24 protein-coding genes are annotated in these 22,901 nt (G+C 70.4%); 9 read left to right on the forward strand and 15 right to left on the reverse strand.

The features are described 5' to 3' along the window. Positions 1-4: 4 nt before the first annotated feature. Positions 5-730 carry a class I SAM-dependent methyltransferase gene (locus tag BLT28_RS03730; RefSeq protein WP_030430222.1) on the reverse strand — a complete coding sequence of 242 codons (726 nt, stop codon included), beginning with the start codon at positions 728-730 and terminating at the stop codon, positions 5-7. 597 nt (positions 731-1,327) lie between these two features. Here BLT28_RS03730 and BLT28_RS03735 point away from each other — a divergent pair. Then, positions 1,328-1,945, forward strand: a complete 618-nt coding sequence (locus BLT28_RS03735; RefSeq protein WP_162184857.1) for a DUF4142 domain-containing protein — start codon at positions 1,328-1,330, stop codon at positions 1,943-1,945. A 150-nt stretch (positions 1,946-2,095) separates the two neighbouring features. Here BLT28_RS03735 and BLT28_RS03740 read toward each other — a convergent pair whose 3' ends face one another. After that, the gene (locus BLT28_RS03740) at positions 2,096-2,821 is read right to left on the reverse strand and encodes a D-Ala-D-Ala carboxypeptidase family metallohydrolase (RefSeq protein ID WP_231950608.1); all 726 of its coding nucleotides are present in this window, start codon (positions 2,819-2,821) and stop codon (positions 2,096-2,098) included. A 146-nt stretch (positions 2,822-2,967) separates the two neighbouring features. On the opposite strand from BLT28_RS03740, the gene BLT28_RS03745 reads away from it, so the two are divergent. Further along, the gene (locus tag BLT28_RS03745) at positions 2,968-4,164 is read left to right on the forward strand and encodes an amidohydrolase family protein (RefSeq protein ID WP_162184856.1); all 1,197 of its coding nucleotides are present in this window, start codon (positions 2,968-2,970) and stop codon (positions 4,162-4,164) included. Here the strand turns inward: BLT28_RS03745 and vanY-N are convergent. From vanY-N to BLT28_RS03770, 5 genes are all read right to left on the reverse strand, one after another. Then, complete coding sequence (gene vanY-N, locus BLT28_RS03750) at positions 4,135-4,686, reverse strand: D,D-peptidase/D,D-carboxypeptidase VanY-N (protein ID WP_030430218.1); 552 nt, start codon at positions 4,684-4,686, stop codon at positions 4,135-4,137. The two genes, BLT28_RS03745 and vanY-N, sit on opposite strands and share 30 nt — an antisense overlap. 74 nt (positions 4,687-4,760) lie before the next feature. After that, positions 4,761-5,027 (reverse strand): hypothetical protein, encoded by a 267-nt coding sequence (locus BLT28_RS03755; RefSeq protein ID WP_083383646.1) that lies wholly within the window; start codon positions 5,025-5,027, stop codon positions 4,761-4,763. A gap of 449 nt (positions 5,028-5,476) precedes the next feature. Beyond that, complete coding sequence (locus BLT28_RS03760; RefSeq protein WP_030430216.1) at positions 5,477-7,243, reverse strand: helix-turn-helix domain-containing protein; 1,767 nt, start codon at positions 7,241-7,243, stop codon at positions 5,477-5,479. Continuing rightward, on the reverse strand, positions 7,240-8,532 hold the full coding sequence (locus BLT28_RS03765; RefSeq protein ID WP_030430215.1) for an MFS transporter: 1,293 nt from the start codon (positions 8,530-8,532) through the stop codon (positions 7,240-7,242). Before BLT28_RS03765 ends, BLT28_RS03760 begins: the two co-directional genes overlap by 4 nt. A 30-nt stretch (positions 8,533-8,562) precedes the next feature. Continuing rightward, positions 8,563-9,309: a 3-hydroxybutyrate dehydrogenase gene (locus BLT28_RS03770; RefSeq protein WP_030430214.1), complete on the reverse strand. Its 747-nt coding sequence runs from the start codon at positions 9,307-9,309 to the stop codon at positions 8,563-8,565. 523 nt (positions 9,310-9,832) lie between these two features. On the opposite strand from BLT28_RS03770, the gene BLT28_RS03775 reads away from it, so the two are divergent. Further along, positions 9,833-11,338 carry an APC family permease gene (locus tag BLT28_RS03775; RefSeq protein ID WP_063766592.1) on the forward strand — a complete coding sequence of 502 codons (1,506 nt, stop codon included), beginning with the start codon at positions 9,833-9,835 and terminating at the stop codon, positions 11,336-11,338. A 31-nt stretch (positions 11,339-11,369) separates the two neighbouring features. Here the strand turns inward: BLT28_RS03775 and BLT28_RS03780 are convergent, their stop codons facing one another. Both BLT28_RS03780 and BLT28_RS03785 read right to left on the reverse strand, forming a co-directional pair. Then, positions 11,370-12,437, reverse strand: a complete 1,068-nt coding sequence (locus tag BLT28_RS03780) for a glycoside hydrolase family 172 protein (RefSeq protein ID WP_030430213.1) — start codon at positions 12,435-12,437, stop codon at positions 11,370-11,372. Between the two features lie 61 nt (positions 12,438-12,498). Further along, complete coding sequence (locus tag BLT28_RS03785) at positions 12,499-13,776, reverse strand: tannase/feruloyl esterase family alpha/beta hydrolase (protein ID WP_172806497.1); 1,278 nt, start codon at positions 13,774-13,776, stop codon at positions 12,499-12,501. Positions 13,777-13,944: 168 nt separating this feature from the next. Between BLT28_RS03785 and BLT28_RS03790 the strand changes: the two genes are divergently transcribed. After that, positions 13,945-15,357, forward strand: a complete 1,413-nt coding sequence (locus BLT28_RS03790; RefSeq protein WP_030430211.1) for a tetratricopeptide repeat protein — start codon at positions 13,945-13,947, stop codon at positions 15,355-15,357. Between the two features lie 66 nt (positions 15,358-15,423). Here the strand turns inward: BLT28_RS03790 and BLT28_RS03795 are convergent, their stop codons facing one another. Both BLT28_RS03795 and BLT28_RS03800 read right to left on the reverse strand, forming a co-directional pair. Continuing rightward, positions 15,424-15,930 (reverse strand): DinB family protein, encoded by a 507-nt coding sequence (locus BLT28_RS03795; protein ID WP_156051040.1) that lies wholly within the window; start codon positions 15,928-15,930, stop codon positions 15,424-15,426. Continuing rightward, entirely contained in the window at positions 15,893-16,591 is a 699-nt protein-coding gene (locus tag BLT28_RS03800; RefSeq protein WP_052407441.1) for a helix-turn-helix transcriptional regulator, read from the reverse strand. The genes BLT28_RS03795 and BLT28_RS03800 overlap by 38 nt, the downstream gene beginning before the upstream one ends. 78 nt (positions 16,592-16,669) lie before the next feature. On the opposite strand from BLT28_RS03800, the gene folE reads away from it, so the two are divergent. Both folE and BLT28_RS03810 read left to right on the forward strand, forming a co-directional pair. After that, positions 16,670-17,260, forward strand: coding sequence for a GTP cyclohydrolase I FolE (gene folE, locus BLT28_RS03805; RefSeq protein ID WP_030430208.1), 591 nt, complete (start codon positions 16,670-16,672; stop codon positions 17,258-17,260). Further along, positions 17,257-18,372, forward strand: a complete 1,116-nt coding sequence (locus BLT28_RS03810) for an NAD(P)/FAD-dependent oxidoreductase (RefSeq protein ID WP_030430207.1) — start codon at positions 17,257-17,259, stop codon at positions 18,370-18,372. The genes folE and BLT28_RS03810 overlap by 4 nt, the downstream gene beginning before the upstream one ends. A 4-nt stretch (positions 18,373-18,376) precedes the next feature. On the opposite strand, the gene BLT28_RS42390 is transcribed toward BLT28_RS03810, so the two are convergent. After that, positions 18,377-18,502 (reverse strand): hypothetical protein, encoded by a 126-nt coding sequence (locus BLT28_RS42390; RefSeq protein WP_269459629.1) that lies wholly within the window; start codon positions 18,500-18,502, stop codon positions 18,377-18,379. Between the two features lie 15 nt (positions 18,503-18,517). Further along, positions 18,518-19,135: a hypothetical protein gene (locus tag BLT28_RS03815; protein ID WP_030430206.1), complete on the reverse strand. Its 618-nt coding sequence runs from the start codon at positions 19,133-19,135 to the stop codon at positions 18,518-18,520. A gap of 104 nt (positions 19,136-19,239) precedes the next feature. On the opposite strand from BLT28_RS03815, the gene BLT28_RS03820 reads away from it, so the two are divergent. Then, positions 19,240-19,773, forward strand: coding sequence for a hypothetical protein (locus BLT28_RS03820; RefSeq protein WP_156051038.1), 534 nt, complete (start codon positions 19,240-19,242; stop codon positions 19,771-19,773). On the opposite strand, the gene BLT28_RS03825 is transcribed toward BLT28_RS03820, so the two are convergent. Beyond that, positions 19,731-20,636 carry a LysR family transcriptional regulator gene (locus BLT28_RS03825; RefSeq protein WP_052407440.1) on the reverse strand — a complete coding sequence of 302 codons (906 nt, stop codon included), beginning with the start codon at positions 20,634-20,636 and terminating at the stop codon, positions 19,731-19,733. The two genes, BLT28_RS03820 and BLT28_RS03825, sit on opposite strands and share 43 nt — an antisense overlap. Positions 20,637-20,706: 70 nt before the next feature. On the opposite strand from BLT28_RS03825, the gene BLT28_RS03830 reads away from it, so the two are divergent. Together BLT28_RS03830 and BLT28_RS03835 are read left to right on the forward strand one after the other, a co-directional pair. After that, positions 20,707-21,435, forward strand: coding sequence for an SDR family NAD(P)-dependent oxidoreductase (locus BLT28_RS03830; protein WP_030430203.1), 729 nt, complete (start codon positions 20,707-20,709; stop codon positions 21,433-21,435). A 17-nt stretch (positions 21,436-21,452) separates the two neighbouring features. Further along, the gene (locus BLT28_RS03835; protein WP_030430202.1) at positions 21,453-21,824 is read left to right on the forward strand and encodes a nuclear transport factor 2 family protein; all 372 of its coding nucleotides are present in this window, start codon (positions 21,453-21,455) and stop codon (positions 21,822-21,824) included. Positions 21,825-21,830: 6 nt separating this feature from the next. On the opposite strand, the gene BLT28_RS03840 is transcribed toward BLT28_RS03835, so the two are convergent. Next, positions 21,831-22,835, reverse strand: a complete 1,005-nt coding sequence (locus BLT28_RS03840) for a LacI family DNA-binding transcriptional regulator (protein ID WP_043811930.1) — start codon at positions 22,833-22,835, stop codon at positions 21,831-21,833. Positions 22,836-22,901: the final 66 nt, after the last annotated feature.

A 22,901-nucleotide genomic window follows, 5' to 3' on the forward strand; every position in this document is an offset into this window, starting at 1 on the left:
GAGGCTAAACGCGCTCCGCGATGAACACGAATTCGCGGCCGGGGCGGTCGGGCGCGTCGCGGACGTCGACCACGCGGTAGCCGGACGCGGCGAGGTCGGCCTCGATCTCCTCGCGCTCGCGGAACCGCACGGCGCCCTCCGAGACGAGCACGGTGCCGTCGGCCAGGAACCGGTAGGTGTGGCGGAACGAGACGAGCGGCAGGCTGACGTCGGTGACCTCGAACAGCTGCTCCACCTGGCCGAAGCCCGGCACGTCGCGGGTGAGGAGCGCGGGCCCGGCGGCCCAGTCCTCCCAGATCCGGCGTTCCGGGCGCCGCGTCTCGAACACGAGGTGACCGCCGGGCCGGAGCGCGACGTGGGCGCCGCGCAACGTCCGCGCCCAGTCCGCATCGGAGAGGATCACCGGGGCCACGTTTCCCGTCATCACCGCGAGGTCGGCGCCGAGCGCGGGCAGATCGCCCGCGTCGCCGGGCAGCCAGGTGATCCGCCCTTCCGGGTCCTTCGACCTGGCGACCTGGAGGGAGGCCTCGGCGGGCTCGACGCCGACCACCGCGCGACCGCTGTCGGCCAGCAGGATCGCCAGGCAGCCGGTGCCGCAGCCGATGTCGAGCACATGCCGCGCGCCCAGCTCGTCGGCGATGGCGAGGTACATCGTCAGGTCGCTGCGATCCCCGTCGAACGCGTCGTAGACGGCGGCGAGGCGGGGATGGGCGAACATCGCGTCAGGCACTCCGCGACCGTAGCCGCTCGCCGCGTTTCCGGTGCGGGGATTTCCGTTCCGGGCGCCGGGCAAGACCATCGTGCTCGAAGTGCTCCGGGACCGGAGCGTCCACGATGCACTGACCCTTGTGGACAGTGTTGTCACCGGCACCGGGGTCGTGAACTCCGCGAGCTTCCTGCCCTTCGGGTGCACGTGGTGCGTCCGCGATCCGCGAAACGGCAGCGGCAGCAACGCCTTCCCGCCGACGCGACCGCCCGCGACGAGATGCCCGGGCGACAACGCCGCACGTCGAAGGCGTGGTCCCGCGCCCGTGTTCTCTGCCGCGACCGGCGTAGTCCCGGATCGGGTGAGTCCAGAACGACCAATGGCCGTGTCGGCTCGATGGCCGCGTCCGAGCGGTGTGGATGCCGCTGCGGTGATCCATTTGCGTGGTCTTGGACGCAGAGCTGACAGAGCCTGCCGGAGTGACGCGTATTCCTGCTGAACGCCAAGGACCTGGCATTCATGGATGCCCACCGGCGTGTGCCTTGGCGGACGGTACTGCGTTCACCGCGCCGCCTTCGTGAGCGATCGCCTGCTCCGCAGCGGGCAGGTGGGCTCGGGTCATTGGCTTCCTCCGGGGGCCGCACCGAAAGCAAGATCAACCACGACAGGGGAACAACCATGAAGTCATTGCGTCTTGTCGCGGCGGCCGGGTTGGCCGGCGCCATGGCACTGACCGGGACCGCCTTCGCACAGGCGGCGCCCATGTCCCAGCCCCAAGCCGACGTGCAAGTGGCGGCGCTGGTCAACCCGACCGACCAGATCTTCTTGAGGAGGGTGCACCAGGGCAACCTCTTCGAGATCGCGAAGGGCGCCCTGGCGGTGGAGAAGGGCCGCTGCGCGTCCGTGCGACGCGTTGGTCGCGTAATTGCGCGTGATCACACGCGGCTGGACCAGAGGCTGCGTCCGGTCGCGGAGCGGGAGCGGGTGTCACTGCCCGACACTCCGACCCGTGCCCAGCAGGCGCTGCTCAGGGACCTGCAGAGCAAGTCGGGGACCGCCTTCGACCGGAGCTGGCTGCAGGTGCAGGTGACTGTCCACCAGCAGACGCTGAAACTCATCCAGCAGGAGCTCCGCCGCGGTCAGTCGCCCCAGGTGAAGCAGGTGGCACGAGAAGCCCTTCCCGTCGTCGAGAAGCACCTGGCACAGGTGCGCACCGCGCAGCGGGTGTGCAGGATCTGAGGGCACGGCCCTCGGCAGCACACCGCTGACGTCACCTGATGGGAGCCCGGTGGGGACGAGCCGATCATCTGGCCTCGTCCCCACCGGGCGACACGGTTCGCGTTGTCCTCAAGGTGATCACCCGAGACGCGCCATGGCAGCGCTGCCCGCTCAGATCCCGCAGTTGGAGGCCGACCAGAAGCGGCTGGATCGGTGATCGACGTGCGTGTGGTCGCCGTGCCCGGGGTAGCCCGGCCCGAGGATGCCGTTGAACCCGTGGTTGCGCGCCTGCTGGGCCAGGCGGCACAGCGAGTGCGGTCCGGCGCCGAGGTCGACGGCATCGCCGTGGAGGTGGCGGCTGTTCGAGGCCCCGCCGACCGCGTTGTTGCACGCGACGCTGCGGAAGCCACTGGTCACCCGGATCGAGCTGTCACCGAGGGCGTGGCGCATGGCTTGGAGCTTCCACATGGACACCAGGGCGTTGGCCCGGGCCGTGGCGCTGGAGACGGCGCCACCGCTCCACGTGGAGTTGCACGTGTTCAGCTCGGCGTAGGAGAAGTTGACCGGAGTGCAGTCGTCGTCCTGGAGCTGGTAGATCTTGGTGAAGGTCTGACCGCCCGCGATCCCGTCCACCGGGAGCCCGTAGGCCTGCTGGAAGCGGGTGACCGCGGCCTTGGTGGCCGGGCCGTAGTCGCCGTCGATGCCGAGGACAGCGCCGTAGCCGGGATAGCCGGACATCCGGATCTGGAGCTGCCGGACGTCCTCTCCGGTCATGCCCTGGGAGAGGGTTCTTCCCCAGGTGTAGCAGCCGTCCGCGTGCGCGGGGGCCGCGGGCACCGTCAGCCCGGTGACGGTCAGGATCGTGGCGGACAGCAAGGTCATGATCTTGCGCAGCACGAGAACCTCCTGGTGCAGGGGACAGGAGTTCGAACTGGTGGAGGCTAACCCGTTGTCGCACAAGGGCTTCTAGGCTGTTCGTCCCATTGCGGATGCGCCGCGCGCCCCACATACTCCTTAGCTGGGCTAACGAGATGGAGGACGCGGTGGCTACTCGGCTCGACGAGGACGTGGTGCTGGTGCGCGGCGCGGCCCTGGCCGACGGGCGTTCCGCGGAGTTGCGCCGCGGGGTGTCCCTGCTGGTCGAGCACGGCGTGGTGGCGGGCGTCTGGGACACCGGCGACGAGCCGCCGCACCGGGGCCGGGTGATCGACGCCTCCGGTGCCACGATCATTCCCGGCATGGTCGACTCGCACTCGCACCTGAGCATGCCCGGTGGGGCGCAATGGGTTCAGCGCGGTTTCGACAGCACCGAGGAACTGCTCGCCGTCGCCGAGGAGAACGGCGACCTGATGGTGCGCGCCGGGATCCGCTGGGCACGCGACGTCGGAGCGCCCCGCAGACCCGATCCCGTCACCGGCGGCGAGCGCGCGCTCAGCCTGCGCCTGCGCGACGCGTGGCGAGGGCGGGCGGACCGGCCGTACATCCGCGCGGCCGGGACCTGGCTCGGCAAGTCCGGCGCGCTGCCGCACGGGCTCGCCGTCGAGGTGGAGCACGGAGCGGATCTCCTCGCTGCCGCGCGGGTCCAGCTCGACGACGGCGCCGACCTGGTCAAGCTCTACCTCGACGGCCCCGACCGCGACACGCCTCCGTTCACCGTCGAGGAGGTGACCGCGGTCGTCCGCGAGGCGCATGCTCGTGGTGCGCGCGTCGCCGCCCATTCCGGCATGCTGCACGGCTCCCAGGTCGGCGCGGCCGCGGGCGTCGACAGCATCGAGCACGGCTTCCAGCTCGACCGCGACGCCGCTTCGGCGATGGCGAAGGCCGGGACGGTCCTGGTATCCACGCTCGGCGTGATGCACTCGTGGCTGACCTTCACCGATACGTCCACTGTGGACCGATTCACCGCACCCGACTCCCGCGCGACCATCGGCGCTCGCCTTGAGGCGGCCGAGGAAGGTGTGCGGCTGGCCCACGCCGCCGGTGTGCCGATCGCGGCGGGCTCCGATTTCGGCGGAGGTTCCTTGCGCGCCAACCAGTTGGCGTGGGAAGCCGAGGCCCTGGTCCGCGCCGGGATACCGCCGCACGAGGCGCTGGCCGCGCTCACCTGGCGCGGCGGCGACCTGCTCGGCGATCCGACCGCCGGGCGGCTCGAAGTGGGTGGGCCCGCCCACTTCTCCTTGGTGCACGGCGATCCCCTGTCCGATCCCGCGTCACTGTGGCGAGTCTGGCTGACCCGCTAGGGCTGGACTCGCGCCCGGATTCGGCAGCCGCATCGGCGGGCCTTCCGGCCGGTACTCGAAGTGCCACCATTCGTTGTCGTACACCCGGTACAAGCCGTGGCGCGCACCGTTGCGCTCCAACCATCGCGCCCCCGCCGCGGGTCTGACGTCGAGTGCCGTCCCCGCCACGTGCCGCGACTCCTCCGGCGGCAGAACCCGCAACCGGGCCGCCTCCTCGGACCCGCTCCGGCGCACCTCCGCGGTGAACATCCGCTGCTGCTCCGCCGCATCGCGATGCCCCGAGGTGAGCCCGATCAGCTCGCCGTCCCGCCACAACGCCTCCGCCCGCGCCGCCGTGAACGCCGCGCGGGTGGCCGGTGTCAGCCCAGCCAGGTCCTCCGCCGGGAACCGCGCCGACAGCGCCCACTGGCAGGCCAGATGCTTCGCCCGCCGCGGTGCCGCGACGAACGCCACCGGCAGCAGGGCTACCGCCAACACCCGTGTGAACAGGTGATACCCCCGATCGCGGACCCGCTCGCCCACCGTTCACCACCCTCTCTTGAGCGTTCGCTCAAACCGGAGCCTAACCCGGCTTTGAGCGAACGCTCAAGAGCCGTCTAGATCACGCGCCCGTAGATCGAGGCCAGCAGGGCGACGGCCACCACCGCCAACACCAGCAGCACCCACCCCGGGTTCCCCGTCGCCCGCCGCGCCCTGGCCGATGTCGGGGGCACGTACCCCGGCGGCCACGGCATCCGCTCAACGATCTCCGCCCGCCGCCGCTCGGTCCACAGTGGACAGTGCGGGTCCTGGGTGTCCTCGTCGGACCCGCAGGGCAGGAAGGGGTAGTCGTCGTCCTCCCCGCGACATCTCCAGCATTTCATCGGCGGCACGGTAGTCACGCCGCGTGAAATCCCCCTGAAACCAACGAGAACAATTCGGTCAACAGAGATCGCCTCGCCGCTCTCCCCGTGTCCCAGGAGGACGGGCCGCGCAGCCCGCGAGCCCGATCGTCACCACGGCCACGGCCGTTGCCCGTTTGATCACGGAGGAAGTCTTCATCCCGCTTCTGCCACGGACAATGCGTAGAGCTACTCAGCTCGGGCCCGATGTCGGACCAGAAGGGCGCCGGGGCGGCGATCGGCTCCGGCTCCGTCTCGTACACCCTGCCTCGGGACGTGGTCCACAGGTGCCGCCCGTCCGGCAAGTTCACTCGTCGGCGGGGGCCGGTTCTTGACCTCGCCCGACCGGCAGGCCCTCGGCGCGCGCAAGGGGCCCCGGTCAAGCCGACCCCATGCTGCTACCCGTGGGACTGGGAAGCCCAGCCCGCGCACTACCCAAGAACCCGCTGCAACCGCAAAGCCAACTGCAACTCCAGAGCCCGATCAGCCCCCTGCCAATCCGCCCCGAGCAACACCGATATCCGTTCCAGCCGCTGCCCGACCGTATTGATGTGCACGTGCAGCTCATCCTTGGTCCGCGTAAGGCTCCCACGTGAATCGAAATAAGCCCGCAGCGTCCCCAGCAAATCCGTCCCGCGTCGCTTGTCGTATTCCAGTATCGGCCCCAGCGTCGCTGTCACGAACCCGCGAAGATCGGCCCGATCACCCAGGAGCAGGCCGACGAATCCGAGGTCCGAGGCCGACGCCGTCACTCCGACGCGGCCTAGTTCCTCCAAGGCGCGCAACACGCGCGCGGCTTCGGCCCATGCCGCGGCCACTCCGGTGGGGCCGCGGGCGGGGCCGCTGACGCCGATCGTGGCCGGGACGTCCAGGTCGCGGGGCGCGGAAGCCGGTAGCACCAACACGATCCGCTCGCCGAAGGTGCCGCCGAGCCCGCCGCGTGTCCTGGCAGCGCGGGCCGTGGCAGCGCGGACTCGGTCGGAGTCGGCGAGCACGAGAACGACGTGCTCGGCGGTCAGGTCGACGCCGAGTGCGCGTCCACGAGCGATCAAACCGTCGCGGTGCGGGTCGTTGAGCAAATCGGTGACCAGCTCGCCGCGCACCTGGTTCTCCGCCTCCGCGGTGGAACGCCGCAACAGCAGGAGCAGCGCGGTGACGACACTCGCGCGCTCGAAGAGCCTGCGGTCGCCGTCGGTCAGCTCGGTTGACGTGGCGAACGCGAGAGCACCCAACAACTCCGGCCCGGCGAGCACAGCGCACACCGCGCCCCACGGGGTGCTGACGGATCGGCCACTGGTGCGCGAAGCCGCGACTTCCGTTGCGGGGAAAGGAGGCGGATCGGCACCCACGCGGGCCAGCTCGCCGCCATCGGGGTCGTAGACGATGATCCCGCCGTTGAGCAGGGCGGCGAGCGCGGCGGCCACCTCCTGCACGTCTCCGCCGCGCAGCACCAGGTCGCTGAGCCGATCGTGGGCCTGCTCGGCGCGCCGCATCGCGGTGTTGTGCGTGCGTGTCTCCTCCAACAGCCGCGCGGTGTCGATCGCGACAGCGGCGTGGTCGGCCAGCGACGACAACAGGGCGACCTCCTCCGGGGAGAACCGCCTCGGTGACCGCTGTGCCGCGTAGAGCACGCCGATGACCTGGCGGTTGAGCTGCAGCGGCACGCCGAGGATCGCGACAAGGCCCTCGTCCCGCACAGCGACGTCGATGGCCTCGGTGTGCCGGAAGCGGTCGTCGCCGAAGTAGCCGGAGCTGGCGTAGGGGCGGCAGAGCTGCGCGACGAGACCGCCCAGCCCTTCGCCCATCCCGAGCCGGAGGCGTTGGAACAGCTCGGAAACACAGCCGTCGGTCACACGCATGTACGTGTCGCCGACGACGTCGTCGTTCATGCTCAGGTAGGCGACGTCGGTGCCGAGCAGCATCCGCGCCCGGTGCACGATCGACCGCAGCACCGAGTCCAGGTCCCGCAGCCCGGCAAGGTCACCGGCGCTGTCGAACAGCGCCGCCAGCTCGGCTTCCCGCCTGCGGTGCTGGGTGAGCGTGCGCCGGACCCGCAGCGCCAGCTCGGTGGCGCCCTCGACCTCGGCCAGCTCCGCGCCGCGCAGCCCGGACAGGCGGGGGACCTGCGCGATCTTCTCGCTCGGCGCGCCCTGGACCAGCAGCCGCAACAGCTCCGTCACGGGGTTCATGCGGTTCATGCTGCCGCACGGTCGGTCTGTTCCGTGAGGTCGCTGTTGCGGGTTTCCCGCGCCACCACCACGGCGACGGCGGTGATCAGGGCGGTGAGCGCGACGTAGCCGGCGATCGGGACGGGGCCGCCGAACTCCTTGAGCAGCGCCGTGGCGATCAACGGCGCGAGTCCGCCCGCCAGGATCGACGCCAGCTGGTAGCCGATGGACGCTCCGGAGTAGCGCACGCGGGTGCCGAACAGCTCCGAGAAGAACGCCGCCTGCGGCCCGTACATCGCCCCGTGCAGGACCAGGCCGACGGTCGTGGCGACGGTGATCCACAGGAAGGACCTGGTGTCCAGCAACGGGAAGAACGCGAACGCCCACGCTCCGACGCCGAGCGCGCCGAACAGGTAGACGGGCCTGCGGCCGAGCCGGTCGGACAGCGCGCCCCACATCGGGATGGTGGCGAAGTGGATCACCGAGGCGATCAGCACCGCGTTGAGCCCCACCGACTTCGGCAGCCCCAGCGGACCGGTGAGGTAGACCAGGATGAACGCGGTGATCACGTAGTACGACACGTTCTCGGCCAGCCGCGCGCCCATCGCCACCAGCACCTCGCGCCAGTTCTCGCGCAGCACCGTCACGATCGGCGCGCGCTGCCGCTTCGGAGCTTTCCGAGCTGCTTCGAGGAAAACCGGTGACTCGGCGATCGCCAGCCGGATCCACAGCCCGATGAGGACGAGAACCCCGGACAGCAGGAACGGGATGCGCCAGCCCCACGCCAGGAAGTCGGCCTCGCTCTGGGCACCCGCGAGGATCGCCAGCACCGCCGTGGCGAGCAGGTTCCCCGCCGGGGCACCGGCCTGCGGCCACGACGCCCAGAACCCGCGCCGCCGCGCGTCCCCGTGCTCGGAGACGATCAACACCGCACCGCCCCACTCCCCGCCGAGCGCGAAGCCCTGCACCAGTCGCAGGACCGTCAGCAACACCGGCGCGGCCACCCCGATGCTCGCGTAGGTGGGCAGCAGGCCCATCGCGAAGGTGGCCCCGCCCATCAGCACCAGGCTCAGCACCAACAGTTTCTTGCGGCCGAGGCGGTCACCGAAGTGCCCGAACACCAGCCCGCCGATCGGCCGTGCGAGGAACCCGATCGCGTAGGTGGCGAAGGCCAGCAGGGTTCCGGTGAGCGGTTCGGTACTGGGGAAGAACACCTTGTCGAACACCAGGGCGGCGGCCGAGCCGTAGAGGAAGAAGTCGTACCACTCCACGGTCGTGCCGATCAGGCTCGCCCCGACCACGCGCGAAATCCCTGCCATGCCAACGACTCCCTTGTCCTGGAAGGAGAACTACTGCGCGGTCCACCCGCCGTCGATCGCCACGGAGGTACCGGTGACGTGCGCCGCGGAGTCGCCGCAGAGCCAGCGGACGACGTCGGCGACCTGTTCGGGCTCGATGAGCCGCTTCACCGCGGTCCTGGCCAGCAGCACGCGGTCCACGACCTCCGATGCGTCGATGCCGTGCTGCTCGGCCTGCGCGGCGACCTGGTGCTCGACCAGGGGAGTGCGGACGTAGCCGGGGCTGACGCAGTTGCTGGTGATGCCGTGCGGCGCGCCTTCGAGCGCGGCGACCTTGCTGAGCCCCTCCAGCCCGTGCTTCGCCGCGACGTAGGCGGACTTGTAGGCGCTGGCGCGCGATCCGTGCACGCTGGAGATGTTGACCACGCGACCCCAGCCGCGTTCGCGCATGTGCGGAAAGCACTGGCGGGTCAACAAGAACGGCGCGGTCACCAGCACCTGCTGGATCAGCGTGAACCGCTCGGGCGGGAACTCGTGCAGCGGGGCGACGTGCTGGAGCCCTGCGTTGTTGACCAGCACGTCCACCTCGGCGGGCAGCCCGGCGACGGCGCCGGCGTCGGCCAGGTCGGCCCCGTGCGCGATGCCCCCGATCGGGCCGGCGACGGCCGACGCGCCCGCGGCGTCGAGATCGACGACGTGGACCCGAGCCCCCGCCTCGGCGAGCGCCAGCGCGCAGGCCCGGCCGATGCCGCCCGCGCCGCCGGTGACCAAGGCGACCTTGCCGGAGAGGGTGCTCATGGCCGAAGACCGTAGGAGCCCGTCAACGGGAATCACATGGTTGGCACAGCCGCAACTCGCGGTCGAACCCTGTGCGTCGGTCACATGTCCACACTGCTCGGCGACCGGGCCGACAACTGCGCGCCGGGCCGCTCGTACAAAATTCCACAACATTGGCCGAGAGGTGTTCGCTACCGCGCGGACGGCAATGTTGCCGATCTGGGTGAAACCTCACCCTCGTCCGGCGGCCGCTTTTCCGCCGCAACCGCCGGAAGGGTGACGGAATGCCGGGCGAGAACGCCGGTGGTTGCAGGGTCAATCAAAGCGCCACGTCGAGGCGGGTCCTGCCTGGCCGGACCGCGTGCGGCCGGGCATTTGCGAAATGCATTCTGTTTCCATCGAGGTGAGGGAATCAGAATCCCGGGCGGGCGTTCTTCCATTCGTTCGGGGGAGTGAGGAGGAACCGGAGGGCTCCGCTATGATCCGGCCACTCGAGTGATCAACTCGCTCTGGCCGCGCGTTCATTCAAGCCAGGAGTAGTCCGATGTCCCAGAGCAAGGCGCCCGGTCAGCGGGGCAAGGTCGCGGTCCACCTCGCGGCCAACCGGCTCGGCGTCCCCTCGGTGATCTTCTTCGCCATGTCGGCCGCCGCCCCGCTGACAGCGGTCACCATGGTGATCACGTCCGGCTACTCCGTCACCGGTCTGATCGGCATCCCGGTCGCCTTCGTCGTCGCGGGCGGCCTGCTGGCGCTGTTCTCCGTCGGCTACGTGACGATGGCGCCGTACGTGGTGAACGCGGGCGCCTTCTCCGCCTACATCAGCCGGGGACTGGGGCGGCCGGTCGGCGTTGCCGCGGCGCTGGTGGCGCTGATCGCGTACACGGGGATCCAGATCGGGGTCTACGGCGCCATCGGCGACTCGGGCGCGCGGTTGTTCCGCGACTGGGGCGTCCACGTGCCGTGGTGGCTCATCGCGCTGGCGGGCTGCGCGCTCGTGGCCTTCCTCGGCCTGCAGCACGTCGACTTCAACAGCAAGATCCTCGCGGTGCTGCTGGTCGCCGAGATCCTGGTGATCGTCGTCTACAGCCTGGGCAACCTGGCCCACCCCGCCAACGGCGTCGTCACCGTGGACGCGCTGAACCCGGAGACGCTGTTCTCCCCGGGCGCCGGTGCCGTCCTCGCGGTGGCGATCACCGCTTTCGTCGGGTTCGAGGCCTCGGTGGTGTTCAGCGAGGAGGCCCGGCAGCCGGGCAAGACCGTGCGGGTGGCCACCTTCACCTCGATCGGCGTCCTGGTCGGGCTGTTCACCCTGGCCTCGTGGGCGATGAGCGTGGCGACCGGCCCGGACCGGATCGTGCAGGCCTCGCAGACGGAGAGCACGAACCTCATCTACAGCCTGGCGACGACCAGCCTCGGCACCAGCTGGGCGATGATCGGCCGGGCGCTCTACGTCACCGGCGCGCTGGCCACGCTGATCGCCTTCCACAACCTCGCCGCCCGCTACACCTTCGCGCTCGGCCGGGAACGCGTGCTGCCCGCGATGTTCGGCCGGACGTCGCTGCGCACCGGCGCGCCGAAGAACAGCTCGCTGGTGCAGAGCGCGCTCGCCCTCGTGGTGATCGTCGTGTACGCGGTCGCCGAGCTCGACCCGGTGATCAACCTGTTCTACTGGTGGTGCACCTCCGGAGCGCTCGGCGTCATGTTGCTGATCGGCACGACGTCCTTCGCGGTCATCGGGTTCTTCGCCAAGCGCCCCTCCGCTGAGTCGGCGTGGCGCCGGATCGTCGCGCCGGTGCTGTCGGCGATCGGGCTGGCGATCGGGCTCGTGCTGGTGCTGGCCAACTTCGACAAGCTGCTCGGCGTCGAGGCGGATTCCCCGCTGGGATGGGGAATTCCGACCGCCTACCTGGTGATCGCCGCGGTGGGGCTGGCGTGGGGCCTGTGGCTGCGCGGGGCGTGGCCGGAGGTCTACGCGACCATCGGCATGGGCTCCAAGGCCGCCATCGGCCGCAGCGAAGCCGAGGACGGGGTGCACGCGGACCTGCGCTGACCCCTCCGGCCTCGCCGCGGTACCAAGGACGTCAGAGCGGCCTCGGCAGGCGCTCGGCGACGGGCAGGATGCCGAAGGGCTTGTGCGGCAACGTCTGGTACCAGTACGCGACCGAGGACACGTCGTCAATGCGCTTGTTGGCGTGGCCGTGCTCGATGGTGACCTTGATCGACTGGGTGAACGTCACCGGGTCCTCGATGTGGAAGCGGTACATCGACACCTGACCGCTCCAGTTCGGCCCGCCGGGCATGGTGAGCCCGTGGTAGGGCGCCGAGTACGTCTGCGTCGGGCACCACGCGGTGTTGAAGTAGTCCTCGGTTCCCGTGCCGTGCAAGGACGGCGGGAACGGCTCGCCGTCGATGAAGATCATGTCGTCACCCTCGCCGTACCAGTTCCACTGCTCGGTCCGGCGGAGGTTGTGCACGTTGAGCACGCAGCCCACGTAGTGACCGCGCCCGGTGGCGTCGAGGATGACGTAGTTGCCGGCGCCATCCGGATTGGTGCCGCCGAACAGGTACTCCTCGTTCGACTGCTCACCCTGCTCGACGCCGTCGGTGGGGTTGGCGCGGTTCCACTGCGCGTGGAAGTAGCCGAGATCGTCCTCGATCGCGTCGAAGGTCTCGTAGTCGACGTAGTAGTAGAAGAACACCGGCGCATCGGCCATCTCGCTGACCAGCTCGACCCGCGCGCGGCGGCGGAACGGCATGTGGAACCAGCTGTTGAAGCCCTTGCCGTCCTCCGGGCTCATCTGCAGCGGAGCGGAGACGAAGTTGCCGGTCTTGGCGTGCCCCATGCCGAAGAAGTCCCCGAGCGGGACCAGCACGCTGGGGTCGGCGCTGTCCTCCCAGGTGATCTTCAGCAGCAGCCTGCGCAGGAAGTCCGGCTCCTGCTTGGCGTCGGGGGGCAGTGCGACGGTGCACCAGATGTGGGTGATCGACCCGCAGCCCTCGATGTCGGCCAGCACCGCGGTCTGGCCGGGCTGGATCGTCAGCCGGTCGTCGTTGCCGCCGCTGCGGTCCCAGCTGGAGACCCGCCGCCTGCGGGAGGCCCGCAAGCGCGGAAGATCGCGCAGACTGCTGCCGTGGTTGCCGTACGCCATTCGACGCCTCCCGACCGAGAAAACGATTTCTCGTCAAGTTAGGCGTCGGGTGATCCCGGCGTCAATCCGCCGGAGGAACGCCGACGCGCTCGGCGAGTTCGTCGAAGGCGGCGCGGAAGTGCGGTCCCAGCGGTTCGATCCGGCCAGGGTGGACGTCGGCGAGCCCGTCCACGTGCGTGCCGCCCACGACGCGGTGATAGCGGTGCAGATGGCCGTTTCCCGTGGAGCGGACCATGTCGGCGTAGGCATCCCCGGTGCGGCTGATCGGCAGGAGGGTGTCGAGGGTGCCGTGCAAGGAGATCAGCGGCTTGTGGATGCGGCCGGTCAGGGAGATCCGTTCGACCGCGGTGCGCACCTCCCGTGGCCGGGAGGGGTAGTCGTAGTCCGTGTCGCAAGCGACAGTTCCGCTTGTGCAGAAAGGAATTCCGGCTTCCAGTCCGCCGTCGGACGCGGGGTCGAACTCCTCGCGGAAGATGCGCTGGGTGAGATCCCAGTAGACCCGGTAGTGGTAGTCCCACAGGAACTCCGACTCCTGCGGGAAGCCCGCGTCGACGATCTCCTGACGCGCGGCGGTGCTTCCGGCGAGGTAGCGGGGATACGCGCGCAGCACGGGTGGGAGGAAGGTGAACAGGTTCGGTCCGTTCGCCCGCCACAGCGTGCCTTCCCAGTCCACGCCGCCGTCGAACAGCGCGGGCCGGTTCTCCAGTTGCCAGCGGACCAGATAGCCGCCGTTGGAGATCCCCGCCGCGAACGTTCGCTTGGGCGATCGCCCATATCGTTGGGCGACAACGGCCTTCGCGGCGATGGTCAGCTGGGTGACCCTGGAGTTCCACTCCGCCACCGCGTCCCCTGGCCTGGCGCCATCGCGGAAGAACGTGGCTCCGGTGTTGCCCTTGTCGGTCGCCGCGAACGCGTAGCCCTTGGTCAGCACCCAGTCCGCGATCGCGCGATCGTTGGCGTACTGCCGTCGCGTGCCGGGCGCGCCCGACACCACCAGCCCGCCGTTCCACTTGTCCGGCAAACGGAGCACGAACTGCGCGTCGTGGTGCCAGCCGTGGTTGTCGTTCGTGGTGGAGGAATCGGGGAAGTAGCCGTCCACCTGCACTCCGGGAACGCCCTTCGGCTGGGGGAGGGCGGCATGGGTCAGTCCCGCCCAGTCGGCGACGTTGGTGTGCCCGGAGGTCACCGTGCCCGCGGTCGTCAGCTCGCGCAGGCAGGACACGCGCTGGTGCTCCGCGTCCGGCACCACCAGCCGCGCACACAGTCCACTGTGGACGGGATCGGTGGCTGCGAGTGAACCGGTGAACACCAGCAGGGCCGTGGCCAGCGACGCGATCATGCCGCGACGATAGGCCGAACGGACGCGGGGGAAAACGTGTGCGCTCACCACAGTCCGCACGAGAAGCATGGAGAACCCGATCACGAGTTGAGATCGGTTCCGGGACCCCTCCCGGGTCGGACGGCGACAATGGTGCGCCCCTGCCCTGCCATCCCCGAAGGGAACCTGATGGACCAGCCGACGCAGGCCGAGCCCGTGCCCGAGGAGGAGGCGGGGGTCCGCCCGCCCGACCCCCTCGTCGTCGCCCTCGCCAACGCCTCGCTGCTCAGCGCCGGTTACCTGGTGCTGGGGCGGCGCAAGCTGGCCGCGGCGACGGGGCTCGTCACCGTCGTCCTGCTCATCCTGCTGGCCACGGTCCTGCGCACGTGGTGGTTCACCGTGATCGTGCTGCTGTGGTGGGCGGGTCTGATCTGGCACGGCTGGTTCCTGGCAGGCGGCCGCGCGGCCGGACGTGGGCGACTGGTGCTGCTCGCCCTCACACTGCCGGTGGTGCTCGTCGTGGGACTGCTGAGCTTCGACGCGGCCAGGGTGGAGGAGCAGGTCGCGCAGGCGCGCGGCGCCGGTGACTGCGCGCGAGCGGTGGACGTGCTGGAGCAGCTCTGGTTCGGCCACCTGCTGGTCGATCCCACGGTGATCATCCGGGGCGAACTGACCACCGAGGCGTGCCGCCGCGCCGGCACGGCCAAGGACAAGCTCGCCCTCGCGCTGACCGGTCGCACCGACGTGCTCAAGGAGGGCTTCGACCACCTCGCCTCCGTGCTCGCCGAGTTACGCGGCCACGAGAAGGTCGTTGACGTGGTGCTCGACGGCTTCCTCTCCGGGCTCCCCGCGAAGAACCCCTGCCACACCGCCGTCGTCACCGACTGGCTGCGCGAACGCAAGCCAACCGGCAACGCGCTGGACCGCTCCACCACCGTCGTCGCGCGGACCGCGCCCGCGGCGCTCGTCGCGTGCGGGGAGGAGATGATGGCCGCCAAGGACTGGCAGCTGGCACGGCAGCGCTACCAGCAGCTCCTCGACGTGTACCCAGGGCACGAGCTGACGGCCAAGGCCCAGGAGGGCGTCAAGCAGGCGACGCTGGCCATGGAGCTGGCGAACGTGCGCAACCTGCTCCGCGGCTCGCAGCCCGCGTACTGCTCGCGGCCCGCGCAGTACAGCGGTGCCCCGGCCTACGGCAAGGGGACCAACCGCGCCCTGATCTACGGCAACAGCGAGTACGCCGACAAGCTCCCCGCCGAGTGGAAGGCCGCCGACGCCGCCGACGCCGTTCTGGTGGTGTGCGCGGGCAAGACCGAGTTCGGCGCCGCCGTCCGCACCTGCCCGTACCAGAGCAAGCTGAACCCGCGCATCCCCGTGCAGGTCACCTTCCACAAGATCGTGGTCCCGGTGAAGGCCTACGAGCTGCGCACCGGCAGGCAGGTGACCGACACCAAGATCGAGATCGACGGCTCGGCCTGTCCCCGCGTGCTCACCTACACCCGCTCCCGCCTGCTCGCCGACATCGGCCCGCCCTCGCAGGTGCACGTGATCACCACCGACGACAAGGTGCACGCCGCCTTCGGCTCCTTCATCAACCAGTGACCCCGCCCCCGGTTCGGCACGGTTGACGCCTGAATGACTCATTCGGTGCGCAACCACCCCGCCGGCTCACACGCCGGTGGCGCCGTCGACGCGTTCGCGGATCAGGTCGGCGTGGCCGTTGTGCCGGGCGTACTCGGCGATCATGTGCGTGTAGATCCAGCGCAGGCTGAACTCCCCGCCCCGGAACGAGCCCGTGTCGCCCAGCTCCTTCACCGCGCAGGTGGTCCGCGCCGCGGCGATCTCGGCCTCCCAGGTGGCGCGGGCGGTGTCGAAGGTGATCTCGTCGGAGAGCTCGAACCCGCCGTCGTGGCCCTCCGCGCCCTCGGCTGCCGGGTAGATCGGCGGGGCGTCCTCACCGGCGAGGACGCGGCGGAACCAGTTCCGCTCGACCTCGGCCATGTGCTGCACCAGGCCGAGCAGGGTGAGCGCGGACGGCGGAACGGAGGCGGTGCGCAGCTGCTCCTCGGTCAGCCCGGCGCACTTCAGCGCCAGGGTGGCGCGGTAGAAGTCGAGCCAGCCCTCCAACGTCGCTCGTTCATCGGCGTTCAGGGGCGGCGTCGGGCGTTCGCTCATCGTCACCCCGACATGATGCGTGCAGCCGGACGCAGCAGTGCCCGGGGGTGGGTTCCAGGCGTGCGCTGAGGTCCGTCGCGCCGATCCCTTCGAGCAGCCCGTTCAACAGGTGCAGGTTCATCCCGCACACCATCGCGGTGTGGTGCTTGGCCAGGCTGTGGAACGGGCAGTTCCCGAGCGCGGTCACCGGACCGGCGCGCCTGGGCTCGAACCCGTACCGCTCCAGCGCTTCGTCCACAGTGGACGATTCCGCGCCCCACTGCCTGCCCAGCTCGCCCGCGCGCCGTTCGAGCACGGTGCGCGGTGCCTCGCCGGTCTCCTGCGCCTCGGCGATCGCGTCCGCCAGCAGCCGTGCGGCCAGCTCGTAGTGGCGCTCCGGCAGTGAGACGGTGATGTGCTCCGGGCCTCGGCGGTACAGCTTCGCCGGGCGCCCGGCACCGGGTCCACTGCGGCCGGTGCGGCGCTCGTAGACGACCTCCAGCAGCCCCTCGGCGGCGAGCTTGTCGAGGTGGAAGGCGGCCGTCGTCCTCGGCAGCGCCACCGCGTCGGCGGCCTCGTCCCGGCTCACCGGCGCTGCCTGGCGCACCACGTAGTCGTAGAGCCGCCGCCGGGTCGGTTCGTCCAGTGCGGCGATGGCGGAGACCTCTGACGCCCTCGTCATTCTAAAACCCACTCTTGTTGACTTAATTTCGCGAACCCTTCTAAGGTTAGCGCGAGTTGGTGATAGAAGGAGGAACCCATGACCGCCCAGCTGCGCGTGTTGCACGGGCGCACCGGTGTGGATGTGGCCGCCGCTCAGCGCGCGGTCGCCGACCTGCTGGTCGCCCTGGGTCGGGACCCGGACTCCGAGCACCTGGCAGACACGCCGAGACGGGTCGCGCACGCCTACGCCGAGCTGCTGACGCCGCGCGAGTTCGACCTGACCACCTTCCCCAACGAGGAGGGCTACGACGAGCTGGTGCTGGCCAAGTCCATTCCGGTGCAGTCGTTGTGCGAGCACCACCTGCTGCCCTTCCACGGTGTGGCCCACGTGGGCTACCTGCCCGGTGAGCGCATTCTCGGGCTGTCGAAGCTCGCCCGCGTCGTCGAGCTGTTCGCCAGGGACCTTCAGGTCCAGGAGCGCCTGACCAAGCGGGTGGCCGACTGGCTGCAGGACCACCTCGCGCCCAAGGGCGTCGGCGTGGTGATCGAGGCGGAGCACATGTGCATGTCGCTGCGCGGGGTGCGGGCCTCCGGATCGCGGACGGTGACCTCGGCGCTGCAAGGGGTGCTCCGCGAGGACCTGCGGTCCCGGCAGGAGTTCTTCGCGCTGGCTGGGGTGGGAGCGTGAACGCCGTGATCGTCGGCGCCGGGCTCACCGGCGCCAAGGCCGCCGAGACGTTGCGCGAAGAGGGCTTCACCGGGCAGATCGTCCTCATCGGCGAGGAGACCGAGCGCCCCTACGAACGGCCACCGCTGTCGAAGGGCTACCTGCTCGGGGACCAGGAGCGCGACGCGGTCCACGTGCACGACGCGCAGTGGTACGACAAGAACTCCGTGGACCTGCGGCTCGGGCAGCGCGTGGTCGGTCTGGACCGCGCCGCGCACGAGGTCGAACTCGACTCCGGTGAACGCATCCGCTACGACAAGCTCCTGCTGGCGACAGGGGCGTCACCGCGGCGGCTGCCGATCGACGGCGATGTGCACTACGTGCGCCGCCTTGAAGACTCCGACCGGCTGCGCGAAGCACTGGGCTCGGGCGGCAGCGTGGCCATCGCGGGCGCGGGGTGGATCGGACTGGAGATCGCCGCCGCCGCACGGGCGAAGGGCTGTCCCGTCACCGTTTACGAGCCCGCGCCGACGCCGCTGCACGCCGTGCTGGGCCCGGAGATCGGTGGCTTCTTCGCCGACCTGCACCGCGCCGAGGGCGTTGAGTTCCGCTTCGGCGAGAGCCTGCCCGGCAAGCCGAACGCGGACGTCGTGGTGGCGGGCATCGGCGCGCGGCCGAACACCGAGCTCGCCGAAGCAGCGGGACTCACCGTCGAAGACGGCATCGTGGTCGACGCGGGCCTCCGCACCAGCGATCCGGACATCTACGCGGCCGGGGACGTCGCTGCCGTCCCGAGCACGCAGTACGGCAGGCGGCTGCGCGTTGAGCACTGGGGCAACGCGATCGCCGGCGGCCAGGCGGCGGCGAAATCCATGCTGGGCAACGACATCAGCTACGACGAGCTGCCGTACTTCTTCTCCGACCAGTACGACGTCGGCATGGAGTTCACCGGGTGGTTCGCGCCCGGCGGCTACGACCGCGTCGTGACCCGTGGAGACGTCGCCGGTCGCGCTTTCCGAGCCTTCTGGATCGCCGACGGCCGTGTCGTGGCGGGCATGCACGTCAACCTCTGGGACGAGGGACTCGGCCGAGCGCGTGAGCTGATCCACGGTGGGCTCCCGCTCGACGACTGAGGGATCACTCCTCGTCGGGAGCGGGGATCGCCGCGCCGCACCGCTCGCACTCCGCGGGTGGCTCGCGTTCGCTCAGCAGACCGCACTCGGGGCACACGCGCGACAGCCAGCACACCGGATCGCCGCTCATGCTCAGCTACCTTACCTACCAACGGCTCCACAGCACTCCGCCGACGCGGGTCAGGACCGCGACGAGGGTGGCGATCAGCGCGAGCTGCTGTGATCCGCTGCCGTCGGTGACGGTGTCCGCCGGAACCGGGTTCACCTTCAGCAGCGGGTCGAAAGTGATCTCCAACCGCTGTCCGGCTTCCGCGGCGCGCGACAGCAGCGTCATCTTCTCGATCGGCCCGTCGTCACAGCGGAGCCGGTGGTCGTAGTAGGCCGTCGTCGAGGTCGACCACGTGCCGTTGGCGTCGTAGTGCGACCGGGTCTCGACGCGTCTGTCCACTGCCGTCACATCGCAGATGGTGCGCACGCCGCGGTCGTACAGCGCGGTGTCGTCGATGCTGGACGTCACCGCGCTCATCGCGACCATCGACGCGACCGCCCCCACGAACACGATCAGGGGATTCGCCGCCAGCACGATGCCCGCCAGCCACGTGAGGCCGGTCAGCACCAGCAGGATGACGCTCACAGCCCCGGTCCAGCCACTGTCGGGCCAGTGCGCGGCGACGTGGTCGGCGCCCGCGAGCAGTCCCACCACCAGCACGGGCTGGCCGGCCGCGGCGACCAGGTTCAGCACGAGTCCTCGTCGGTTCAGCACCGCTCCAGCATGGTCCCCCGGTGGCGGGAGGACTCCCGGACGGCGGTCCCCCAAGTCGGGTGTTTGCCAGGCAGCGCCCGCCGGCCCTGTGCGAGCCTGGGCCCATGCGTGCCACGGCTCTGGCCGTCCTGATGGCCACGGCGCTCACCCCCGCGCCGAGTGCTCCGGATTTGTCTTGCGCCCCAACGGAACCGCACTACTACTCGAGTGATCAACGATCCCGGCTCGCCCTGCGGCTGTGCGTGCGGGTCGACGAGGCGCGGGTGCTCCGGGCGACGAGCAGCCTCGCGATCGAGTACCGCGACGACTCGGGGTGGCACTTCGAGCAACCGGCCCGGGTCGCCTTCATGAGCGCGCAGGTGGACGGTCAGACCAGCGTCGTCGAGCGGAGCACCGGGCACCGCTGGGCGTTCTCGTGGAACCACGTCGTCACCGAACCCCGCGCAGGCTTCGTCGACGTGGAGTCGACCGCGTCCGGGGTCCCGCTCCGGCCGCGCGAGTCCTACACGGTGCGCTGGGACATCGTGCACAAGATCGGCGGCTACTGGCGTGAGCGTGAAGCTCCCGCGCACAGCTATCAGGTCTGGATTCCCCGCTACGGCGAAGAAGGACCCTCGATCACCGTCGTCACGAGCTGACTGTTGGCGACCTGGACGAAGCGGGCGATCCACGGCGCGGTCGAGCCGGCGGGCCACGCGATCACCGTGGTGTACGGGCTCGCGTCGAGCACTGGCCGATACGCGATGTCCGGCCGCGGGTTGTGCTCGGCGAGGGACGACGGGATGAGCGCGACGGTCTGGCCGAGCGCGACGTTCTCCAGCAGCTGCGAGCTGTCCCGGATCTCCGGACCGTGCGTGGGCAGGTCGTAGTCGCGACCCGCCCAGTACGCGCGCTCCGCCGGGGTGGCGCCCGGCCATTGCGGCATCGGCAGGCCGACAAGATCGCGGCAACTGAGCGTCGCGCGTCCGGCGAGTTCGTGCCCGGCGGGCAGAGCGACCACGCGGGGTTCGGTGCACAGCGGTTCGGCGTCGAAACCCGCGTGCTCGGCGGGAGAACCGATGAGGGCCAGGTCCGCGCGTCCGTCGCGGAGCATGGCGGCCTGCTCGCCGTAACCGCTGACGACGATCTCCACCGCCTCCGCCCCCGGCAGTTCCGCGTAGCTCCGGACGATCCGGCGCAGCAGGTCGGTCGCCACTCCCGCCTTCGCGGTGACCACCACAGTCGGCGTTGCCTGGCCCGCGCGGCGCGTCCGGTGCACGGCCGCAGACACCGCGTCGAAGACCCGCGCGGTCTCCGCGCGCAGCGCGTGCCCGGCAGGGGTGAGCGCGACCTGACGGGTGTCGCGGACGAACAGCTGGACCCCGATGCGGCGTTCGAGCTGCCGGATCGCCCTGGACAGCGGGGGTTGCGCGATGCCGAGCCGGACCGCCGCCCTGGAGAAGTTCAGCTCGTCGGCGACCGCCCGGAAGTACCGCAGCTCCCGCACCTCCACGTCATCCATACCGCGAGGGTATAAGCACGGACCGAACCGGTCTTTCCCCTGTGGAGGGCCGCGCTGCTGAAGTGATGGCATGAGCGATGGAGTCGCGCTGGTGACCGGCGCGAACAAGGGGATCGGCAAGGAGATCGCGCGCAGGCTGGCTGCGGAGGGGATGACCGTCTACCTCGGCGCGCGCGATCCCGAACTCGGCGAGAAGGCCGCCGACGACATGACGGGAGACGTCCGGGTCCTCCGGCTCGACGTCACCGACCAGTCCGAAGTGGACACTGCGGTCGCGGTGATCGACGCGGAGTGCGGGCGGCTGGACGTGCTCGTCAACAACGCGGGAGTGGTGGTCGAGCGGAGCGTTGCGGCGACCGAGGTCTCCGCCGCACTCATGGGACAGGCGTACGAGACCAACGTCTTCGGCGTCGTCGCGGTGACCCGGGCGTGCATCCCGCTGCTGCGCCGCGCGCCGGTAGGACGCGTGGTCAACGTGTCCAGCCCGCTCGGCTCGCTGAGCCTGCTCAGCGAGCCCGGCAACCCGATCGCCGAGCGCGGCCTGCTCGCCTGCAGCTCGTCGAAGTCCGCGCTGAACGCGATCACCCTGCTCTACGCGAACGCGTTGCGGCAGGACGGGATTCTCGTCAACGCGGTCAGTCCCGGCCTCGTCGCGACCGACCTCAACACGGCGTCGCCGTTCCCGCGCGGTACCAGGACCCCGGCGGACGGTGCCGTCGCCCCGATCCGGCTCGCCCTGCTCGGCGCGGAAGGCCCGAGCGGCGTGTTCTGGAGCTACGACGACGTCGTCCCGTGGTGACAAGGGGAGAGACAACGATGAACGAAGCGAACAAGAAGACCGTCCAGGACTTCCTGGACCTGGCTTTCAACGAGCGGCGGCCCGCGGAGGCGATCGCGACCCACCTCCACCCCGGCTACATCCAGCACAACCCGCACGCCCCCGCCGGGTACGCCGGCTCCGCGGAGTTCCTGAGCGGTTTCGTCGGCCAGTTCCCCGAACTGCGCCTGGACTTCAAGCGGGTGCTGGCCGACGGGGACTTCGTGATCACGCACTGCCACATGCGCCTGACCCCCGAGAGCCGGGGCTCCGCCGTGGTCGACATCGTCCGCCTCCGGGACGGCAAGATCATCGAGCACTGGGACGTCGTCCAGGAGATCCCCGAACACCCCACCAACCCGATGTTCTGACCCGGACTAGGTGCCGGGGCGGAGCGCGGTGGAGGCGCGGACGACGAGCTCGGGGGAGAAGACCACCTGCCTGTGGCGGTGCTTCGCGGGGTCGCTGGCGGCCTCGTCCAGCAGCAGCTCCGCGGCGGTGCGGCCGAGGAGGTGGCGCGGCTGGCTGACCGAGGTCAACGGCACCGCCGCCGCCTCGGCGAACTCGATGTCGTCGTAGCCCACGATCGCCAGGTCGCCCGGCACGTCGAGGCCGAGCCGCACCATGCGCTGCAACAACCCGAGCGCGAGCAGGTCGTTGGCGCAGAAGGCGGCGGTCGGCCGGCGGGAACCGGGAAGCCCGGCCAGGCGCTCGCCCGCGCGGCGGCCCTCGGCCACGTTCAGCGCGGCGGTCTCCAGCACGACCAGCTCGGCACCGGGGACCGCCGCCACCGCCTTGCGCGCGCCGGTCAGCCGGTCCGCGGCCTGGCCGATGGTCATCGGACCGCCGATGTAGGCGAGCTTGCGGTGCCCCGCCTCCAACAGGTGCGTGGCGGCCAGCTCCCCGCCCGCCACGTCGTCGACGGTCACCGAGCAGAAGTCCGGCCCCGCGTCGCGGTCGACCACGACGACCGGGATGCCGCGCTTGCGCACGCGGTCGAGGCGGTCGGTGGCGTTGTCGGTCGGCGTGATCAGGATGCCCTCGACCCGTTGCTGTTCCAGCATGTCGAGGTAGAAGTCCTGCCGCCCGCCGTCCTCCCGGCTGTTGCACAGGAACACCGCGAGCCCGGACGCCTCGGCCGCGTCCTGCACGCCCTCGGCGACGTCGGTGAAGAACGGGTTGCCGGAGTCCAGCGCCACGTACGCCAACGTCCTGCTGTGCCCGGAGCGCAGCTGGCGCGCGGTCTCGTTGCGCACGAAGCCGAGCTGTTCGATGGCCGCGCGCACCCGGTCGCGGGTCTGCACGCTCACCCGGTCCGGCTTGTTCAGGACGTTGGAGACGGTGCCGAGCGACACCCCGGCGCGCGCCGCGACGTCCTTCATGCTCGGTGTTCCCGGACCCGCCACGTAGCCCCCCGCGTCCCACTCTGAAACGTGCGCAACAGCCCA

It is taken from the genome of Allokutzneria albata (genome assembly GCF_900103775.1).
Lineage (GTDB): Bacteria > Actinomycetota > Actinomycetes > Mycobacteriales > Pseudonocardiaceae > Allokutzneria > Allokutzneria albata.

Coding starts and splice junctions, on each gene's coding strand:
- BLT28_RS03755 (WP_083383646.1), bottom strand. CDS start 5,027: ATGAAATGCTGGAGATGTCGCGGGGAGGACGACGACTACCCCTTCCTG.
- BLT28_RS03760 (WP_030430216.1), bottom strand. CDS start 7,243: ATGAACCGCATGAACCCCGTGACGGAGCTGTTGCGGCTGCTGGTCCAG.
- BLT28_RS03765 (WP_030430215.1), bottom strand. CDS start 8,532: ATGGCAGGGATTTCGCGCGTGGTCGGGGCGAGCCTGATCGGCACGACC.
- BLT28_RS03770 (WP_030430214.1), bottom strand. CDS start 9,309: ATGAGCACCCTCTCCGGCAAGGTCGCCTTGGTCACCGGCGGCGCGGGC.
- BLT28_RS03775 (WP_063766592.1), top strand. CDS start 9,833: ATGTCCCAGAGCAAGGCGCCCGGTCAGCGGGGCAAGGTCGCGGTCCAC.
- BLT28_RS03780 (WP_030430213.1), bottom strand. CDS start 12,437: ATGGCGTACGGCAACCACGGCAGCAGTCTGCGCGATCTTCCGCGCTTG.
- BLT28_RS03785 (WP_172806497.1), bottom strand. CDS start 13,776: ATGATCGCGTCGCTGGCCACGGCCCTGCTGGTGTTCACCGGTTCACTC.
- BLT28_RS03790 (WP_030430211.1), top strand. CDS start 13,945: ATGGACCAGCCGACGCAGGCCGAGCCCGTGCCCGAGGAGGAGGCGGGG.
- BLT28_RS03795 (WP_156051040.1), bottom strand. CDS start 15,930: ATGAGCGAACGCCCGACGCCGCCCCTGAACGCCGATGAACGAGCGACG.
- BLT28_RS03800 (WP_052407441.1), bottom strand. CDS start 16,591: ATGACGAGGGCGTCAGAGGTCTCCGCCATCGCCGCACTGGACGAACCG.
- folE (WP_030430208.1), top strand. CDS start 16,670: ATGACCGCCCAGCTGCGCGTGTTGCACGGGCGCACCGGTGTGGATGTG.
- BLT28_RS42390 (WP_269459629.1), bottom strand. CDS start 18,502: ATGAGCGGCGATCCGGTGTGCTGGCTGTCGCGCGTGTGCCCCGAGTGC.
- BLT28_RS03820 (WP_156051038.1), top strand. CDS start 19,240: ATGCGTGCCACGGCTCTGGCCGTCCTGATGGCCACGGCGCTCACCCCC.
- BLT28_RS03825 (WP_052407440.1), bottom strand. CDS start 20,636: ATGGATGACGTGGAGGTGCGGGAGCTGCGGTACTTCCGGGCGGTCGCC.
- BLT28_RS03830 (WP_030430203.1), top strand. CDS start 20,707: ATGAGCGATGGAGTCGCGCTGGTGACCGGCGCGAACAAGGGGATCGGC.
- BLT28_RS03835 (WP_030430202.1), top strand. CDS start 21,453: ATGAACGAAGCGAACAAGAAGACCGTCCAGGACTTCCTGGACCTGGCT.
- BLT28_RS03840 (WP_043811930.1), bottom strand. CDS start 22,835: ATGAAGGACGTCGCGGCGCGCGCCGGGGTGTCGCTCGGCACCGTCTCC.